17 protein-coding genes, 1 pseudogene and 2 riboswitches are annotated in these 17,228 nt (G+C 37.7%); of the genes and pseudogenes, 5 read left to right on the plus strand and 13 right to left on the minus strand.

The features are described from left to right. Both VIK44_RS10285 and VIK44_RS10290 read right to left on the minus strand, forming a co-directional pair. Window positions 1-1,990: S8 family serine peptidase (locus VIK44_RS10285; RefSeq protein WP_331553814.1), on the minus strand; the 1,990-nt coding region annotated here is incomplete at its 3' end. 685 nt (window positions 1,991-2,675) lie between these two features. Further along, window positions 2,676-5,084, minus strand: a complete 2,409-nt coding sequence (locus VIK44_RS10290) for an EAL domain-containing protein (protein ID WP_331553815.1) — start codon at window positions 5,082-5,084, stop codon at window positions 2,676-2,678. 144 nt (window positions 5,085-5,228) lie between these two features. Between VIK44_RS10290 and VIK44_RS10295 the strand changes: the two genes are divergently transcribed. Continuing rightward, a complete protein-coding gene (locus VIK44_RS10295; RefSeq protein WP_331553816.1) occupies window positions 5,229-5,378 on the plus strand; it encodes a hypothetical protein in 150 nt (49 codons plus the stop codon). A gap of 51 nt (window positions 5,379-5,429) precedes the next feature. Here the strand turns inward: VIK44_RS10295 and VIK44_RS10300 are convergent, their stop codons facing one another. The 5 genes from VIK44_RS10300 to VIK44_RS10320 all read right to left on the minus strand — a co-directional run bounded on the left by VIK44_RS10300 (window position 5,430) and on the right by VIK44_RS10320 (window position 9,970). Beyond that, entirely contained in the window at window positions 5,430-6,038 is a 609-nt protein-coding gene (locus VIK44_RS10300; protein ID WP_331553817.1) for a VanZ family protein, read from the minus strand. A gap of 966 nt (window positions 6,039-7,004) precedes the next feature. After that, the gene (locus VIK44_RS10305; RefSeq protein WP_331553818.1) at window positions 7,005-7,664 is read right to left on the minus strand and encodes an amino acid ABC transporter permease; all 660 of its coding nucleotides are present in this window, start codon (window positions 7,662-7,664) and stop codon (window positions 7,005-7,007) included. Beyond that, a complete protein-coding gene (locus VIK44_RS10310) occupies window positions 7,661-8,380 on the minus strand; it encodes an amino acid ABC transporter permease (protein ID WP_331553819.1) in 720 nt (239 codons plus the stop codon). Before VIK44_RS10310 ends, VIK44_RS10305 begins: the two co-directional genes overlap by 4 nt. Continuing rightward, the gene (locus VIK44_RS10315) at window positions 8,380-9,186 is read right to left on the minus strand and encodes a transporter substrate-binding domain-containing protein (protein WP_414637074.1); all 807 of its coding nucleotides are present in this window, start codon (window positions 9,184-9,186) and stop codon (window positions 8,380-8,382) included. The genes VIK44_RS10310 and VIK44_RS10315 overlap by 1 nt, the downstream gene beginning before the upstream one ends. 61 nt (window positions 9,187-9,247) lie before the next feature. After that, window positions 9,248-9,970, minus strand: coding sequence for an amino acid ABC transporter ATP-binding protein (locus VIK44_RS10320; protein WP_331553821.1), 723 nt, complete (start codon window positions 9,968-9,970; stop codon window positions 9,248-9,250). Window positions 9,971-10,534: 564 nt separating this feature from the next. Between VIK44_RS10320 and VIK44_RS10325 the strand changes: the two genes are divergently transcribed. Continuing rightward, window positions 10,535-10,903 carry an ABC transporter ATPase gene (locus VIK44_RS10325; protein WP_331553822.1) on the plus strand — a complete coding sequence of 123 codons (369 nt, stop codon included), beginning with the start codon at window positions 10,535-10,537 and terminating at the stop codon, window positions 10,901-10,903. Window positions 10,904-10,960: 57 nt separating this feature from the next. On the opposite strand, the gene VIK44_RS10330 is transcribed toward VIK44_RS10325, so the two are convergent. The 5 genes from VIK44_RS10330 to VIK44_RS14255 form a co-directional block, all read right to left on the minus strand. Next, window positions 10,961-11,728 (minus strand): phosphatase PAP2 family protein, encoded by a 768-nt coding sequence (locus VIK44_RS10330; protein WP_331553823.1) that lies wholly within the window; start codon window positions 11,726-11,728, stop codon window positions 10,961-10,963. A gap of 47 nt (window positions 11,729-11,775) precedes the next feature. Continuing rightward, the gene (locus VIK44_RS10335) at window positions 11,776-12,813 is read right to left on the minus strand and encodes a diacylglycerol/lipid kinase family protein (RefSeq protein ID WP_331553824.1); all 1,038 of its coding nucleotides are present in this window, start codon (window positions 12,811-12,813) and stop codon (window positions 11,776-11,778) included. After that, complete coding sequence (locus tag VIK44_RS10340; RefSeq protein WP_331553825.1) at window positions 12,797-13,552, minus strand: phosphatase PAP2 family protein; 756 nt, start codon at window positions 13,550-13,552, stop codon at window positions 12,797-12,799. Before VIK44_RS10340 ends, VIK44_RS10335 begins: the two co-directional genes overlap by 17 nt. 19 nt (window positions 13,553-13,571) lie before the next feature. After that, complete coding sequence (locus VIK44_RS10345; RefSeq protein ID WP_331553826.1) at window positions 13,572-14,441, minus strand: DUF1206 domain-containing protein; 870 nt, start codon at window positions 14,439-14,441, stop codon at window positions 13,572-13,574. Between the two features lie 235 nt (window positions 14,442-14,676). After that, window positions 14,677-14,805 carry a lmo0937 family membrane protein gene (locus VIK44_RS14255; RefSeq protein WP_414637075.1) on the minus strand — a complete coding sequence of 43 codons (129 nt, stop codon included), beginning with the start codon at window positions 14,803-14,805 and terminating at the stop codon, window positions 14,677-14,679. A 382-nt stretch (window positions 14,806-15,187) separates the two neighbouring features. Here VIK44_RS14255 and VIK44_RS10350 point away from each other — a divergent pair, with 382 nt between their 5' ends. Together VIK44_RS10350 and VIK44_RS10355 are read left to right on the plus strand one after the other, a co-directional pair. Beyond that, complete coding sequence (locus VIK44_RS10350; RefSeq protein ID WP_331553828.1) at window positions 15,188-15,391, plus strand: CsbD family protein; 204 nt, start codon at window positions 15,188-15,190, stop codon at window positions 15,389-15,391. 77 nt (window positions 15,392-15,468) lie between these two features. After that, the gene (locus VIK44_RS10355) at window positions 15,469-15,618 is read left to right on the plus strand and encodes a lmo0937 family membrane protein (RefSeq protein WP_331553829.1); all 150 of its coding nucleotides are present in this window, start codon (window positions 15,469-15,471) and stop codon (window positions 15,616-15,618) included. A gap of 349 nt (window positions 15,619-15,967) precedes the next feature. Here VIK44_RS10355 and VIK44_RS10360 read toward each other — a convergent pair whose 3' ends face one another. Next, window positions 15,968-16,279 (minus strand): hypothetical protein, encoded by a 312-nt coding sequence (locus tag VIK44_RS10360; protein WP_331553830.1) that lies wholly within the window; start codon window positions 16,277-16,279, stop codon window positions 15,968-15,970. A gap of 355 nt (window positions 16,280-16,634) precedes the next feature. Continuing rightward, window positions 16,635-16,710: riboswitch (cyclic di-GMP riboswitch) on the minus strand. 59 nt (window positions 16,711-16,769) lie between these two features. Continuing rightward, a riboswitch (cyclic di-GMP riboswitch) is annotated at window positions 16,770-16,845 on the minus strand. A 118-nt stretch (window positions 16,846-16,963) separates the two neighbouring features. On the opposite strand from VIK44_RS10360, the pseudogene VIK44_RS10365 reads away from it, so the two are divergent. Beyond that, window positions 16,964-17,113, plus strand: a pseudogene (locus VIK44_RS10365) (transposase); the annotation flags it as partial. Window positions 17,114-17,228: the final 115 nt, after the last annotated feature.

A 17,228-nucleotide genomic window follows, 5' to 3' on the forward strand; every position in this document is an offset into this window, starting at 1 on the left:
CCGTTGCTGAAAAATCCCGTATCACCGTTGTGGCAGTTCCCAGCTTGTAATAAAATTTGTACAGATACGGCGTTTTTCCGCCGCTTCCAGCCGCTGTCAGGTTAATACTGGTGTTAATATTCTGGCCGGACGCTTTATCGGCTTTAAAGCTGTCTACCGTTAACGGTTTCACCGATGCCAGTGCCTGATCCAGTCGGATTAATCCGTAGCCGAAGTCATTATCCTTTCCAGGACTCCCCAAATCATTTGCGGTGTCCTTTAATGCTTTCTCCACACCGGCTGCACCCAAATTTGGGCTTGCTGCCAATAGAACCGCACAGGCTCCGGCAGTAATGGGAGACGAAAAAGATGTTCCGCTGACTGCTCCGTAAGCACCATCCTTTGATGTTGTATAAACAGCAACACCTGGAGCGCTGAGATCCACCCTATCGTTATACTGGGAAAAATAAGCAATGTCGTTATTGCTTGTGGTTGCCGCAACAGATATTACATTATCATAGGATGCCGGATAAGAATATTGGCCAGCATACCAATAGTTATTACCTTCATTACCCGATGAAGCCAGCAGAATTTTTCCCCTATCCGCAGCATATTTAATGGCTGCTGCTTCAACATCATTAGTACCACCGTAATGTCCAAAACTCATGTTGATTACTTTTACATCCGAACGGTCTCCTGCCGCCATCAGCGCAGCACATTCATAGGCAGTATAGATATAATAATCTTCGGCATCTTTGCCGCCTACACGATAAGGGGCAATTTTTACATTGGCCGTCCCTGCAATTCCTGCTATTCCGATGCCATTATTTGCAACCGCTGCAGCACAGCCACTCACCCACGTGCCATGCCCCATAAGATCAATGACAGCTGTAGTGTCTCTAATGTAATCATATCCATTGACACTGCGACCCTGAAGATCCGGATGGTTTGTATTTAAACCCGTATCCAAAACGGCTACGACAACCGGTGTTGAATTGGAAACTGTATTCCAGGTTTTATCTGTTCCGATATTTTGAAATTGCCAGGCACTACCGTTGATAATATAAGGATCATTGGGAAGTGCGGTTATTTCAATTTTCTGATTCTTATCAACTGCCAAAACATTGGGGCTTTCAGAAATTTTATTGATCATTGTTTCAATGACAGCCTTGGTATTTATTTCAAAAACATCCACCCGATCTGAAACGTGTTCTACTCCACTAATTTCATTTGTTGTTAAAGACAGGCTTTGAATATTTGAATCACTGCTTTGCTTATAAATAACCACAATTTGGTTCGCAATATCCGAATTTTCGCTCAGTACCGGTATTTCGTCCAGACTTTTTATGGTTATTTTTTCATTTCCATTTTCGGCCGCAGTACCAATACTTGTTGTTTTATCATTTGGTACCACCTCGGTTACTTTTTTATTTGTTTCGCTGTCTTTCCAGTTTTCCGGTTTGATAACCAGTTCCTTGTTATTGCTTTGATAAAGTTTTCCGTTTTCGTCATAGTAAGCGGTATTGTCTTTATCAACAGTGATCTTTTCAAGACCAGTACAGCCGTAAAAGGCAGTTCCATCAATTTTGGCAACTCCTTTTGGTATTTTTACCTCTTTAATCTCTTTGTTGTCTTTAAATGCTTCTTTAGCGATTTGTGTTATTGCTTTATTGTCAATCTTTTCGGGTATTTCCAGGATCTTTGTCTCGTTTAATTTCCCGCTATAGGAAATGAGGGTGAGACCCCCCTGTTCTTCCTGATACCGAAACCCCTGATATTCCAATGTCTTTTTTTCATCTGTTGTCGTTATGGGTTTGGTCTCTGAAACGTTTACATCCTGTGTGCTGTTGATCGCATCTGTTTCGGTGCCGTTCACACTCTGGCTTTCTTGTTTTGCAGCTGCTTTATTTTCAGCACTTGTATCCTTTGCTGCTACCCCCATCGGTGCCAAACTCATTAACATCACCATGACGGTTAATAAGCTGATTCCTTTTTGCAATCCTCTTTTCATATTTTTAACCTCCCTTTGTTAATTTTAAAATCATTTGTTTATTGATACACACGGTTATTAAAACACAAAATCAAATTATTCAGGATCCTCCTCCCTGTATCATAAATTCAGGTTATTAATAAAGGCAACCCGTAATCCTTTATTGGCTGCAAGATAATGCACTTTAAGCGTTGACTTCGTACTTGAAAGACTGTGGACTCTGTTTGTTCAACTGGTCAGAGTTTCAATCAGCAGTGCAACGTCGGCAAAAAATCACTTCCGTTTCGTTTCCGGTTATATTTACTCGTCGAATTTCTTAAATCTTTTCGATCCGATAAGTTACTGTCAGTCATTTTTTCTTATTTACTATATTACCCTGCAACCCCCAACTTTAAACAATGAATCTATTTTTTGAAAAAAGCCGGGGGTTTCCTCCGGCTTTAATGTTATAATACGCAATGGTTATCTCAGTTATACAATACTGATATTATTGATTTTTGAAGAACATTTTTCAATTGAAAACGAGACGAAAATCAGGACGAAAATCAGGTAAAAGCACCCGGAAATAACAAGACTATTGTATAAATGGAGAAAATGTCACTGAAAATTATTTCTATAATCGGAGAGGAGACTAACCATTAATTGACTGGCTGGAGTGATATCAAAAAGTACAGGCTTCTTTTATTCCCATCCTGCGACGATTTGTTCAACTTTCTTCTGTTGTTAATTCCCTGGACGGTTTACCCTGTAACAAATCAAAAAAATCTTCTTTTTTCAGAGGTTCGCTAAAATAACGGCCTTGAAAAATCTTTCCTCCGTTTTTCAAAAAATAATCCACTTGCTCCCGTGTTTCAACCCCTTCAATAATGGATTGCATGTTCAACGTTTCTATCATTGAAATGATGACAGTGCCCAAATTTTTTTCCTTTATATTTCCAGGATTTTGAATAAATGACATATCAACTTTAAAGAAATCAAAGGGTAACCTACTGACTAAACTTAATGAAGAATAACCTGTCCAAAAATCATTCAGTACGATTTTCACCCCCAGGGCCTTTAATTCCTTAATGATTGACAATACTTTTATCTCATCTTCCGGGAAAATACTCCCTGTTGTTTCAATAAACAAATGTTGAGGATTGATATGATTCTTCTCAATGGCCGATTTTACAATATCTACCAAATCCTTTGATTTGAACTGTTTAATGGATACATTGACGCTAATAGGGATCTGTTTTGCTAATCTTTCCAGCTCACGAATGGTCTTACAGGCTTCTTCAATCACCCACTGGCCGATGGGAATGATCAGCCCGGTTTCTTCTTCAAGATTTATGAAATCATCTGGTGCTAATATCTGTCCATTTTCATCAGTCCATCGGACGAGAACTTCAGCACCGAAAATTTTGGTTTCATTAGCATCAATTTTCACCTGAGCTTGATAAACTAATTGAAATTCCGAGTGTTCGGATGCTTTCTTTAATCGACTAATCAAGATGATCTTAGGGATATCCTTTATTTTATCCGCACTTGATACAAATGTATAACAATTATTTCCATTTGTTTTCGATCGATACATGGCCGAATCTGCTTTTATAATGAGCTCTTCAAAGGTATCCCCATCATCTGGAAATATTGCAATACCGATGCTTGCACTCACACTGATTGTTTTTCCGGAAATGATAAAGTCCCTGGATATTTCGACTAATATATCATCAGCAATTTTAGCCAGATCACTCTTCTCTTTAATATCCTCACACACCACCGTATATTCATCCCCCCCTAATCTGGAAACTAAGTCAGATTCTCGAATGTGCTTCTTAATTCTCTTCCCGATTTCGATAAGGAGTAAATCCCCATTATTATGTCCGAATGTATCATTCACTAATTTAAACCCATCAAGATCAATAAATAAAACCGCCGTTATATCGTTGTTCCTGGTTGATCTTGAAATTGCCTGTTCAAAATGGTCATAGAACAAAGAACGATTTGGTAAACCGGTTAACGTATCATAGAATGCCATTTTTTTAAGTTGCGCATTAACACGCTCACTTTCTCCTCTGGCGGCCTTTATATCGTCGCTGACTTTTATAAAATTCCTGGTTAAGTCACCGATTTCATCATTTCTTAAAAAAACCGAAAAATCGTTGGTAAGATCCGTTGTATTGCCCTGTTTCAGGATTAAATTCAGTCCTGCTTTTAATCGATTGATGGGTCTGATCATTGATCGGTTGATGTAAAACGCAACGATTAATGCTAATGCAACTCCGATAATAAAAAGGAAAACGGCTGTTTGTATAACTAAATTTCTGCTTTCAAGGATGATGGAGGTGCTTGTTTTTGACTTCATGACAGCAAAGGGTTCCCCGTTGACGTCGTATAAATAGGTGTAGACAACAATGAAATCTTCTGTTGGCATTTCATAAACCGTTTTTTCTGACAGATGGGACTCATTCGGATGATACTCCTGGGTTGAAAAAAGATTATCTAAACGCTGCTTTTCTTCAGTTGTCATGGCAGAAAATTCAATAATCTCCAATGACGCACCTGGAATCGTACTCAGTTTTTCGTTTGTATAATCCAGGTAGTCTCTGACAAAGACGAAATGGTAATTTGATGACTGGGATCCATCCGTGGTTGAAATCCGCTTTGAAGCAAACATATATGTTTTATCTCCAGAGGTAATAAATCCGCTGATCTCATCACTTTGAGAAAATCCAAGTTTAAGTAGAGCTTGCTCTAAGAGCTTTGCTTCCTCAGGATCAGCAAATGTATTAAAAGAAGAAAATAACGAATTATCACTGTAAATACCAGCAAAGGACGCATTGAGATTGACTAGAGTATCTTCTGTGAAATTATCACTGATATAGTTGTCATTGTGATCATTTGTAAAAATGTAGGTATCATCCCAAATAGCATAATCGCTTGTGATAACCGACATATTATTTATTTCATCCTCAGTCACTCTTAAACCCTCATCAATCTCATCATAAGCCTTCTCAATATTAATCTCTTTAAATTTAGGAATAACCCCCAGAGATTGTGTGCTTAAAATAAATACGGAAAAAATAGTGAAGATCAATATTATAATAATGGTCGTTTTAGTTTGTAATTTCATATTAACCCATATCCTATCCTTTCTATTTATTCGAATTGTATTTGTCAATTGAAAAGTGGTTCTTTCCAATATTTTATATTCTTTTCGATGTTATTTCAAGGAATATATATCAATATCCAATGCTATTTTATTTATGGGGTAACTATGAACACGAATCAAGAAAAAAATGGTATCAACGAAAAAGGCACTGATTTAACGGTCAAGATTAATACAACAGATTTCGTTTTCGGAGATTTCACAGGCAGAGTCAGTTCGGAGAGAATGGCTATAGCAGATTTAGGGGGGAATTATTAGTCGTTGCCGTTTTAACCAGAAATCGATGGCGTGTTAAGACAAGCATTGTATTCATATCATTGCCACGATCAATCCAAGAAGCACAACACCCAATGGCAAAAAATACCACTTTGCTTCTTGAAAATCCTGGTTCCTGATATAGAGATAAATACCGTAGCCAACGATTACGCCAATCGTATTGTGGATAATATCATCCCACTCGAACAATCCGGTTTTCGTAAAAAGCTGGAGGCACTCCACCGAAGCTGAAAGAGCAAATCCGGAAATTATAACGATCTTACGCTTTATTACTTTATCTTGAACCATAGCGAAGGGCGCTAATAGCCCAAACGGAATAAACATCAGACAGTTTATAAAGACTTCTAACGCTATCCCAAAATCATGGGTCGACCAAATGTATTGATACGACCAAAATGGAAGCCAGTTATAATCAAAATGATTTTTGACTGTCCTTGTCAAAAGCGTGTATAAAATTATTATATATATGTAAAACAAAAGGGCCGTTCTGGACCACTTTTCTTTCCTGGTCCATTGTCCCTTATTCAAAATCACCACAGCTCCCAGAATTGCAATAACCAGCAGCGTTGTTAACAGTGCCTTCCAGCTATGTAATGGGCCATACTGCAATAACGCATTAAACGAATTAAATAAATCATCCATCAGAATATTTTTTCACCCTTAGCTTCCCATAATTTCTCAAATCGGAGTTTTATTTGCAACCTCTTCCAATCCTTCCAGAATAAAAATAATCCATTCTTTCCAGCTGATTATAACGCATATCTCTTGAAGCAGTCTGTAGTAATAAGTGACAGGGAAACCTATCATCAAGTGCACAACTTTTCGAAACCAAACGCTAACCTCTTTAATTGACTTTCCAATTAGTTTGATCTTTTTGGCAATCTTTTTACATGTCTTTAACTATGCGAAAGAGATGAAAGATAATATTTATATCCAGAAGAGTTCCATAACGGATTCTTTCGATTGAGTCTGGGTATAAAAGATATCATTGCTGATTTAAAGCAGGCTTTTGGAAAGAGTGGGTTAGCCGATATAAATTTATGAAATAGTAAAAAAAAACCCAAGAGCGAAATGCTCTTGGGGTTTTTTTTGTAATTTAATCTTCACATTTTAATGTGTTAATGCATTTATTCCAGTTGCAGCCATTGAACCAGCCGGCAAACCAATCATTTACACAGGATCATTTACAGTCTCCTTGAATGTTATAAAAAAATCAATTGAGTGCTTGCTCCTATAAAAAACTACTGAAAAGACCGGTAGCCTGTTCTATTAAATTCGCAACAAAATTAACAACAGGCGTAATATACCCAAGTACTTGATCTGCAATAGACATAATAAATCCTCCTTAAAATTTTATGATTATCTTTTGTCTAACCTGAATTCCACATTTAGTGGTTGCATTCATAAATTAATGCAACTTTCTTGAAAAATTTAGATTAGACCATACCTTACCACGTGTATCACCGCATGTAAAGCTTTTATCCCAATTAACAGTATTGTGTTGTGATATTTAGTGGCAAAAAATATAACAAAGTCATGGATTTTCTTTAAATTCATGACTTTATCTATATGCTATTACAAAAGGATGATTATATCATTTTCGGTTCATTATCGGACTATTTCAATTCTTTTTTGATAGCTGCGAACAACACAAGAAAGACTAAAACAAATCACAAAGTAACCAACTGCCAGTACCGTAAAAATCATGAAGACTTCCGCAGTATTGGTATATCGTCCCATAACAACGAATCCGCTTCGCGTATACTCTGGAATCGCAACAACCTGTAAAAATGAAGTATCTTTAATGGTCGTAATGACTTGCGATAAGAGGGAAGGAATAATATTTTTAAAACATTGCGGGAGTACAATGTACATCAATGTTTGGATCAACGTAAAACCTTGGGATAGTGCTGCTTCAAATTGCCCATCATCGACGGAATTTAAACCACCACGTACAATTTCAGCGATGATTGCGGATGTATACAATGTCAATGCCAACGCGCCACGGATTACAATCGTACCATATGGAATCATAAAGCAACACACGAGAATCCAAAGCAGTAACGGTGTATTTCGAAACACTTCAATATAGAATCCGGCTAATTTGCCAAAAAACCGTTTTTCATAGGTTCGCAGTAACGCCAGGATTGTGCCGAAAATGATTGAGATGATGACAACTGATACTGAAAGGGACAATGTTAACAAGAGTCCCTTGAACATAAATTGAACGTTTGAGGGCGTAAATACATTAGTAAAAACATCTATCATGGTACTGCCACCTCCCTTTTATCAAAGGGAATACGAGCTATATCGTTTAGTTTTAGGCGTTCTTCGTATTTTCTTGCCCAAGTTGCCAATGGGAAACAGAGCATAAAATACAAAAGGCCTGCCAGGACATAGGATGGTCCGTAATCGAGACTGGAAGATGCCCAGGAATCTGCCACATACATCAAATCAAAACCTGAAATCATTGCCAGGACTGACGTGTTTTTAATGAGGTTAACCGATTGATTTGTGAGCGGTGGGAGAATAATTTTGATTGTCTGCGGTAGGATGATATATCGCATATATTGGAGATAGGTAAAACCCTGGGACTTTGCAGCTTCGACTTGGCCGACTGGAATTGAAGTAATTCCGGTTTTAACAACCTCAGAAACATAAGCGCCATGATAAATACCTACCCCTAAAACACCAATCACAAACACACTAAGCCGAAGCCCTGCAATTGCAAGACCGTTGTACATAAAGAAAATCTGTATAACGAGGGGAGTGTTTTGAAAGAACTCAACATAAATCCTTGATATCCCTCGCATTATTTTATTGTTTGATGTCGAGAAAACACCAAAGATAATACCCAGAACAAGAGCAAGGATTAAGGCGAGGGCTGCGATCTCAATCGTTCGCAAAAACCCTTCGCCAAACATTTGCCATTCTCCAAACAACTTCTCCCAACGCCATAAGGCGAAAGGATTAGAACTTTTCATTAGTATTTAAGTCCCCACTTATTAATTAGGCCTTCAATCGTTCCGTCTGCGATCCCGCCGCTGATATAACCGTCAACAGCCTTAGAAAGTGCGATATTATTAAGCTTGGATGCAACACCATATTGTTGTGGCGCATATCGATCAGGTAAAATCACGGTTGTATCATCAAGGTATCCACCAAGGATTGATCCATCAACACAGAAAGCATCAACGCGTCCTGAGTCTAATGCCGCCTTGATTTCCGGGTATGTTGCGTATTCTGAGAATGATACTTTAATACCAAGTCCATCAGCCACTTTTTGAACAGCCTCTTTGGAAGTTGCACTTTGAGCAACGCCAATTACTTTACCATTCATGTCGGCAAGTCCTTTGTAACCGGCATCTTTTTTAACTAAAAGACCGACAGCATCTTCATAGTAAGCGGTTGAGAAATTATAAGTTAATCGTCGTTCATCGGTAATGGTGAATGTTGCGACAACGAGATCAACTTCGCCATTATCAAGTAATGGCCCACGTGTTTTAGCGGTTACCGGTGTTAATTCATAAGCATTTTCATCCCCAAGAATTTTTCCTGCAAGAAGTTTAACAATATCAATTTCGAATCCTTCGATTTCACCGGTTTGAGTGTTTCTAAGTCCGAAATTCGGAACGTCTTCTTTAACACCGACTCTTAAAACACCAGCTTTAACGACTGCATCAAGACCGCCATCAGTTGTAGCAGTATCACTTGAATCAGTTGAAGACGAACATGCTGCCAGTGTAAAAGCCAGGCATAAAACAAGTAGAACAGAAAGCATCTTTTTCATAATCATTTTCCTCCTAAATAGAATAATTATAAAACTAATATCGCTGTACAAATATTAGAAATTAACGCAAGATCTTACTAAGAAAAAGTTTCGTTCGTTCCTCGGAAGGATTTTCAAAGAAATGCTCCGGTTTTCCTTCTTCAACAATTCGACCGTCATCCATAAATATGACACGGTCCGCAACGACACGGGCAAAACCCATTTCGTGGCTAACAACCACCATTGTGATATTCTCTTTTGAGAGTTTAATCATAACATCGAGCACTTCTTGAACTGTTTCCGGGTCAAGAGCTGATGTCGGTTCATCAAAAAGTATAATCTTTCGTTCTGTTGCCAGCGCTCTTGCAATAGCTACACGCTGTTGTTGTCCGCCGGATAAGGTTGACGGATAAGCATTTGCCTTTTCACTAAGACCTACAATTGCTAAATATTTTTTTGCTTTTTTGATGGCTTCTTCTTTAGGAACTTTTTGTAATTTGATCGGTGCCAGTGTCAGATTTTCCAACACAGTTTTATGAGGATACAAGTTAAAACTCTGAAATACCATGGCCGATGTTCGGCGAACAAGTTGAATCTTATTTTTCGCGGTGAGTTCTTCCCCATCAATAAAAACATGTCCAGAAGTGGGAGTTTCTAAAAAATTCATACACCGTACGGTGGTGCTTTTACCAGAACCTGACGGGCCGATAATAACCAATTTTTCCCCTTCTGCAACAGTTAAATTAATATCTTTCAGCACATGGTGCTCTCCGAAAAATTTATTTACACCTTGAAGTTTAATCACTTAATTTTCCTCCAAATCTAATGTCAATAAGCAAAAAAAAAGAACTCCTGTATAATATACGCATTATATACAGTATATTTGAAGCTCCCTTGCAACATAAGGTATTTTGACATAATATACCTTTTTATAATAATATTATGAAGGATGGCTTTTGTCAAGCGTTTTCAAATTGAAATGTGTCATTAAAAACGTCAGTGTTGACAAAACTCAATGAGTCATGAAGTAAATTAGATGAAAAAAATATTATTTAAGAACATACCTCCTAAGATTGGAAGATAATTATCGTGGTGCACAAATTAATCTTGGTGTGCTAAAAATAGATATTAAAAGTGCATTAACTATATAGATTTGGGTAATAATATAATATAATCTTTTTTATAAGAACGTAATGCTGAAATAATTAAAAGAAGAATGTGGTTAATTATTAGGTAAGTTTAGAAAATCATTGATTTTATATGATCCGGAGATTTTGTGATCCAAGTCGTCTATAAGATATTTAGTGCTACAAATGAAAACGATCAAAATAATTTAAAACCTTAATAAGAGGTAGAAAGAGGCCCGGAAATGAGTGGTAAATTAACAACGGTACAGTACAAAGGTAGTTTAAATGATGTTTATCGAGCCGCTGAAAAGGGGGTAGGAAATGCCTATCACGAATATGTCATTCAAACGAATGATAACGATGAGCCAATAGAACTTGCAAGAATTAAGTTTCAACAAGGGGCTCGACAAGAACCGGGATCAGAATTGGGTGTGATTGATTCTGATTTACTTGAGATTGTCAGGGATCGCTTAAAGTTATTTCAGGAAGGCGAGTTTGAATGTACCGAAAATGCGATGGCGTTAGTTCATATTGAAACAGCAATTATGTGGTTAAACCGACGTGTCGAAGATCGGATCAAACGCGATGTCATCGGAACCCACAATAAATAAATTAATGAGAATGTAGCAAACACATAGGCGACGGTTCTAAGATGCGCCAGTTCTATTTTATTTTTTGTGGAACCTTTTATTTAAGCGCTTGCGATGAACAAAAAAGCGTGTTTTTCCCCAACGATAAAAATGAATACCGGCAATAAGACATACCCCTCCCACTAGATATGCTCCTAACACATCACTGGCCCAGTGCTGGCCAAGATAAATGCGAGATATTCCAACCAGGACAATGTGACTGCCAAAGATAATAAACAGCAAAGTCCGTAGCCAGAATGGTTTGAGCAGTATATAAGTCAGGAAACAGACAAATCCGAAAAACCCTGTATAAAACATGACATGTCCGCTAGGGAAACTATAGTCACTGAGTACATTGACTACGTGAATCAGATCCACGCCCGGACGAGGACGGTGGACCAAAGTTTTTATGAGAAAGTTGAGTAATGGAATAATCACCGCGATGACCAAAGCGACTGTGGACTCCCACCGATACCCCAGAGCAAAAAGAGTCACAATAATAACGGCAGTTACTATTGTCGATTGCGGTGAAAACCCAACCCAACTTATGAAGGTCATCAGCCCGAAAAAAACCGGATTATTGATCAATTGCAAAGCAATCGAAATATTTAAATCGATCGTAAATGAAGGAACGGTGATCACTAAGAATGTCAAAACCGCAAAAGCTGCAAGCATTATGCCAACACTCAGTTGAAACAGACGTGCTTTTCTCCGACTTTCAACGGGCGAGGGAGTCTTGTCTTTAACCGCTTCGACAGCATCATTTTGCGGTTTTTCAGTTTTAACGGGTTTGATCGATTTTTTCATTTTTTTGTACCGCCTTAAAATTGTTTCGTCCTGAAATAGAATCTTTCTTAGGTTGACGATTCTTTGTTTTGCTTAATAAAAGGAGAAAGTGGGGCAGATAATTCTTCTTCTCCATCCTCCTGCGACTTTTCAGCACCTAAACCGATCGGCGGCACAAATACACGCAGTGCTTTTCTGTGCATTTTGATTGTACACGAGCCTTTTCCTAAGGAAATCCCATCTGCTGCAATTTCCAACTTTGGTGTGGATTTGACTTTTACTTTATGAGCCCGAAAACGTTGAAGTTTCCCGTCTGAAATCAGATTTTCTTCCGCGGTCCTTTGAAAATAGCTAAGAACTTCCGCCTTGTTATAATCAGGAAATACCGAGATATCAAAGAGTCCGTCCTCCATTGAGGCGTCTGGCGCCACCAGATTTTTGGATCCAATGAGCGGACTATTCGCTATCGTTACCACCATCGTCTCTACCTTGATTTTGCTTTCGTCATCAAAAGTCAGCAAAACTTCAGGTTTCGCTTCATGTTCTACTAATGTCACAATTGCATCCTTCATAGAAGCAAATTTCTCCTTTAATTTACCCTTAGGTATTTTTTTGACATCTGGATACAGGGCTGCAGTCAGGCCGATTACGGTTACCATAAAGAAATAGAATTTCTTATGTTTGTGGGTTTTGATTTGCCCGAGATCCAACTCACGCGTATCGCCCTTTGCGATCAATGCACATGCAGCCTCAACGTCTTCAGGGATACCAAGACTTGCGGCAATATCGTTCATGGTTCCTCCGACAATAACTCCCAGTTTCACGTCTGAGCCGGCTATACCTCGAATGACTTCCCCGATCGTTCCATCTCCGCCCATAGCAATTACAATTTTATAGCCCTTTTTAACAGCTTTTTTGGCAAGGATTTGAGCCACCTTTTTGGGTGATGCATACACAACGTCTACTTTTATTCCATGATTGGTCAGGCAGCGAACCGCCTGTTCCAAAAGAGAAGGAGCATCCACTTCATTTCCTGCCCCCGGGTTCGCTATCAATTTGGCACGAATATGTTTATTTTTATTTTTACTTTTATTTTTCTTTTTCATTTTCTTTCACTACCTTTCCGGATATCATTTCAATTGACAAAATAACAAGGGTTACCCAAGCGACACCTAGTGCGATTCCGGCGATAACATCCGTTATATAATGTGCCCCCATAAAAAATCGACTGTAACCAATAAAGAAAACCAAAAATACGGCTAGCAGTATCGCTGCCGTCTTACCTGCCCATGATGATATCTTTGGCACAATGAAATAAGCCAACAGTCCAAACATAATAACCGCGCTCATCATATGGCCGCTCGGAAAACTTGGATATGAAATGACAATTCCGATATTTTCAGTAAATACAGGACGCTGACGGGCAAAAAAATTGCCCAAACCTAAGAACAGGATAACCTGCCCAGCATAAAGGACAATAACCATAAACAATTCTTTCCAAAACCTTTTAATAAGAAAATAGAGACCCAATATTACGCCAGTCGCTATATACCCCTGCTTTCCAAGATAATCCCCGGCAAGCATTACATTTTTAATCCATTCAGGACTTGATAAAGCCACTGCATGCATACGGTTTACGACATCTAAATCCCACTTTACAAGGGATCCTTTCTGGAGCACGAAATAAGCGAGTATTCCAAAAATCATAATGCTTAAGAGAATTATAGTGACGCTAAAAACAGGATGTCGCATCAGAAAATCCGGACTTTGCATTCCACCTGACTTTCTGTGCTTCTTTCTATCTGTGTGAACAGTGTTCGCAGTCATAAAAACACGACCTTTCAAATAACTATGTCCTGGTTTATTATTTTTTCAATCTAAAAAATACAGACATACACAAGGAATACAATCCCAAAGAAATAAGACCCAAAGCAACCGCACCCATTAGCCAAACCCCATAAGGCTGCTGCACAATATATGTTAAGGTGCTGTCAAAACCTTTAATTTGCTGTGAATTAGCGGTATATGCAGCCATAACTATGAAGAAACCGATAAGCGCAAAGACAATTCCCCGGGCTATGGTACCTAATCTGCCGAGAAACCTGACCCTTCTCAATTGAACCGGATTCAGCTTTGTGAGGTGAATCCGCCGATCAAAGCCCGAGCTTAATCCCTGAAAAAATTGCATGAGACCAACTAAGATTAAAATTATACCCATAATACCCACCAACAACTGTCCAAATGGAATCACCAGAATCTGGGCTGTATATTGCTGAATTTGGCCTTGCTGAGCGCCACTTTGAGCGGGCTGTGCTCCGCCCGAGATGAGTGCATATGTAGGTATTACCAGCAGCCCGTAGGCAGCTGCGCTCACCAGATAGCCAATTCTGACTGCAAAACCCTTTGCATCATGACCTTGGTGGAACGGATTAAATATAACCCGGATTAGTCCCCACAATGAATAGCAAACCAATCCAATCAAAACAAGCCATAAAAGAATTCGGCCGGCAGGTTGCGTTCCAATCACAGAGATAGCACCCTGCTGATCTGTCGTCTTCCCTCCATATCCAACTGCCAAAAGAACCGCTAGCAATCCAATTACAAAATAGATAATTCCGCGTGCCGCATACCCTAAGCGAGCCAGTGTTTCAAAAGTTTTATTAAGAGCCGCATTATTAGCGGTTAGTGGTCCTGATCCATTGATCTTCCCTTTTGAATTTTTTTTGCCTGTCATATACTCATACATCCTCTCTTTAACGAAATATTACTGGTACCGGGGCAGTCTTCGTTTTTGTCGGTATTTATTGCCTACGATACTATGTTCCTAATCAAATCTACAAATAGAAAATACCTGCTATGCTCATAAAAAGAACGATAATCCATCCTGCGATATTTTCAAATTTCTTACTGACAAATTTATTCGCTTGTCATCCTTATAAAAAAGTTTGATTCTCTTTAACATTCTTATTCTATCTACGCCTGCCTTGAATGAGATTTACCACAATTACAATAACAGCAATTACGAGAAGGATATGGATAAATCCACCAAACGTGTACGAAGAAATTAATCCTACTAACCATAAAACAACAAGAATTATCGCTACAGTTCACAACATGTTCATCACCCTTCCTTTATTTACTCAATTTTCAGTTGCATTTCCAACCGCTGGTTCATTCTCTTTTCAGACTTCATTAAAACAAACAAATTCATGGCTGCTCATTCACCAGGCAAACTATTGGGTTAATCGCTTACATTATATATCAACCAGCTATCATTTGCAAATGTTAGCCTATTGACACTGGGGGACGGTTGTGTCCGTGGGATTAGCTCAAACACCTTTGCACTTAAGAAGCATCGAAAGATGTGGTTAAAACAAATAAAGTTGTGTATAATATAGAGTAAGAAAGACCCATCGTTAAATTTATTGATTTACGAATAAAGCAAAATCCGAATTAAAAAAAATGTAACGGAGGTGTAAAATGGCAGAGTTAAAAAGTAAGATTAAAAACACAAAAGATAAAATTGCAGGAAAAGCAAAAGTGGCTTTTGGAAAAGCAACGGGTAATGAAGAAACAGAACTTAAAGGTAAAATTCAATCTAAAAAGGCTGATGTAAAAGAAACGCTTGATGACACCAAAGAGAAGATTGCAAAAAAAATCAATGACATGGATAAAGATAAATAAATGATTCAAAAACAGTTTACGGGTCTTTCCGGATATTAACCTGGATAAAAATTCAAATAAAGAAAGGGTGAAAAGTTATGTTGTGGATCATTGCTGCAGTTCTCATAATCTTATGGCTTCTTGGTATGGTTACCTCTTATACACTGGGAGGATTCATTCATATTCTCATCGTTATCGCTGTTGTTGTAATTTTGATTAAAATAATTACAGGAAGAAGAGTGCTTTAACTGATGGATCAATATTGAAATTTAAAGTGTGAAAAATGAAGCCCTAATCTCTCAAATAAAGGAGATTAGGGCTTTTATAAATTTCAAAATGAAAGGAAACTCAACATTCCTTTGGCTTTTGGGGATATATTTTAAACTTATCCCTATGTGTTGATGAGTAAAATCAATATTCAAAATCCTGCAACCATGAGAAATATTCAAATATTTTTTTAAAAAAAGTAGCTGTTGGCCAAAATGATCAAAATCTATTAATTTCTTCCGTAGTGACATCACTCAAATCCATATTCTGGATCTGAGTTGGGTCGTATCCCTTAATATTAATAAATCTTCCAACAATTTAATCCTAATTTCATTGATTGTAATTCTGTAACATCTTCTTTTGAATTACTTTTAATTTGTAAATTTCTGCAACGTATCCTGGATCAGATGGTAGACTGTAGCCAGTTTGTTGGTAAAATACAATATAAAGCTTTATATTGTATTCAATAGCAAGTTTAACAATTCTATTGACAAGAGGTAGCGCCATACACTGCATACCCCTCCCACTCAATTTAGCTGATCCCACATATAATTCATATAATTCTTCATATTTGATATTGGTTTCTCTGCTTATATTTCCCAAAATATTTACAGGAACTTTTATATAATCATGTTTAGACATTTTATCCTCCAAGTTTTTATCCTGAAGGATAAATATCCTCCAAGATTATTAAAATAAATCTAATTTATCAAATTTAAAATCTTTATTTCCACAAATAATCATACAATATATTTTTTCTTTCATTACTATCCTTTCTCATATTTCAAGGGAAGAATTTATATCGTTTTGTTGACTCGAAACGTCATGAATCAGTGGTGTCCAAGAATACCTACTATCGATTATTGAATACGTCAACCTTCAACTGGTGCTGATTTCTGAATCTTCTGTCGACTAAAGTAATTGCTTCTTTCAGTCGCGCCCGGAGGTTTCACAGTCTCTTAACTTCACAATATCATAAAATACAAAAAACTCTCCATTCAGTAACTGGCTGCCATTTTACAGGCCCTTTAGTTTTGCGTCCCTGTCTTTCGGCAGGTTTGCCTTGTTCATTGGAAAGTTTATTCGACGACATTTATTAAATTTGTATAGTTTAACTTAAACAAATCTTCCTTTCGGTAACTGGCTGCCATTTTACAGGCCCTTTAGTTTTGCGTCCCTGTCTTTCGGCAGGTTTGCCTTTATCGTTGAAAAATTATTCCACAACGTTTATATCATTTTCGAAATATTTAACTGCATATTTCTATAATTTGAATGTATCACATTTGCGCTTACTTGTCAATGCTTTTTTTGAACTTTTTACAATGTGAAAATGTGGTTGACTTCAGTTTTGTCAATAGCTTACTGGAAGATACCTATTGTAAAAATTTTGGACGCCCTGCAAAAGAGCCGGAGCTTATGTGTAAACTATTGTTTTTACAATCCATTTACAACCTGTTGTCTGATGTATTGATTGAATTATGCATTATCAAAAAATGATGAAAATTATATGGGAAAACATTGCCTTAGAATGGCTATTTTACTGGTTTTTAAAGTTTACCCTTGCATTAATAGCAGCTATGCTGGTATTAGG

This window comes from Acetobacterium sp., assembly GCF_036508315.1.
In the GTDB taxonomy this organism is placed as follows: domain Bacteria; phylum Bacillota; class Clostridia; order Eubacteriales; family Eubacteriaceae; genus Acetobacterium.

Bases quoted from the DNA above. Each gene is read 5' to 3' on its own strand.
- VIK44_RS10290 (WP_331553815.1), bottom strand. From the start codon at position 5,084: ATGAAATTACAAACTAAAACGACCATTATTATAATATTGATCTTCACT.
- VIK44_RS10295 (WP_331553816.1), top strand. From the start codon at position 5,229: ATGAACACGAATCAAGAAAAAAATGGTATCAACGAAAAAGGCACTGAT.
- VIK44_RS10300 (WP_331553817.1), bottom strand. From the start codon at position 6,038: ATGGATGATTTATTTAATTCGTTTAATGCGTTATTGCAGTATGGCCCA.
- VIK44_RS10305 (WP_331553818.1), bottom strand. From the start codon at position 7,664: ATGATAGATGTTTTTACTAATGTATTTACGCCCTCAAACGTTCAATTT.
- VIK44_RS10310 (WP_331553819.1), bottom strand. From the start codon at position 8,380: ATGAAAAGTTCTAATCCTTTCGCCTTATGGCGTTGGGAGAAGTTGTTT.
- VIK44_RS10315 (WP_414637074.1), bottom strand. From the start codon at position 9,186: ATGAAAAAGATGCTTTCTGTTCTACTTGTTTTATGCCTGGCTTTTACA.
- VIK44_RS10325 (WP_331553822.1), top strand. From the start codon at position 10,535: ATGAGTGGTAAATTAACAACGGTACAGTACAAAGGTAGTTTAAATGAT.
- VIK44_RS10330 (WP_331553823.1), bottom strand. From the start codon at position 11,728: ATGAAAAAATCGATCAAACCCGTTAAAACTGAAAAACCGCAAAATGAT.
- VIK44_RS10335 (WP_331553824.1), bottom strand. From the start codon at position 12,813: ATGAAAAAGAAAAATAAAAGTAAAAATAAAAATAAACATATTCGTGCC.
- VIK44_RS10345 (WP_331553826.1), bottom strand. From the start codon at position 14,441: ATGACAGGCAAAAAAAATTCAAAAGGGAAGATCAATGGATCAGGACCA.
- VIK44_RS10350 (WP_331553828.1), top strand. From the start codon at position 15,188: ATGGCAGAGTTAAAAAGTAAGATTAAAAACACAAAAGATAAAATTGCA.
- VIK44_RS10355 (WP_331553829.1), top strand. From the start codon at position 15,469: ATGTTGTGGATCATTGCTGCAGTTCTCATAATCTTATGGCTTCTTGGT.
- VIK44_RS10360 (WP_331553830.1), bottom strand. From the start codon at position 16,279: ATGTCTAAACATGATTATATAAAAGTTCCTGTAAATATTTTGGGAAAT.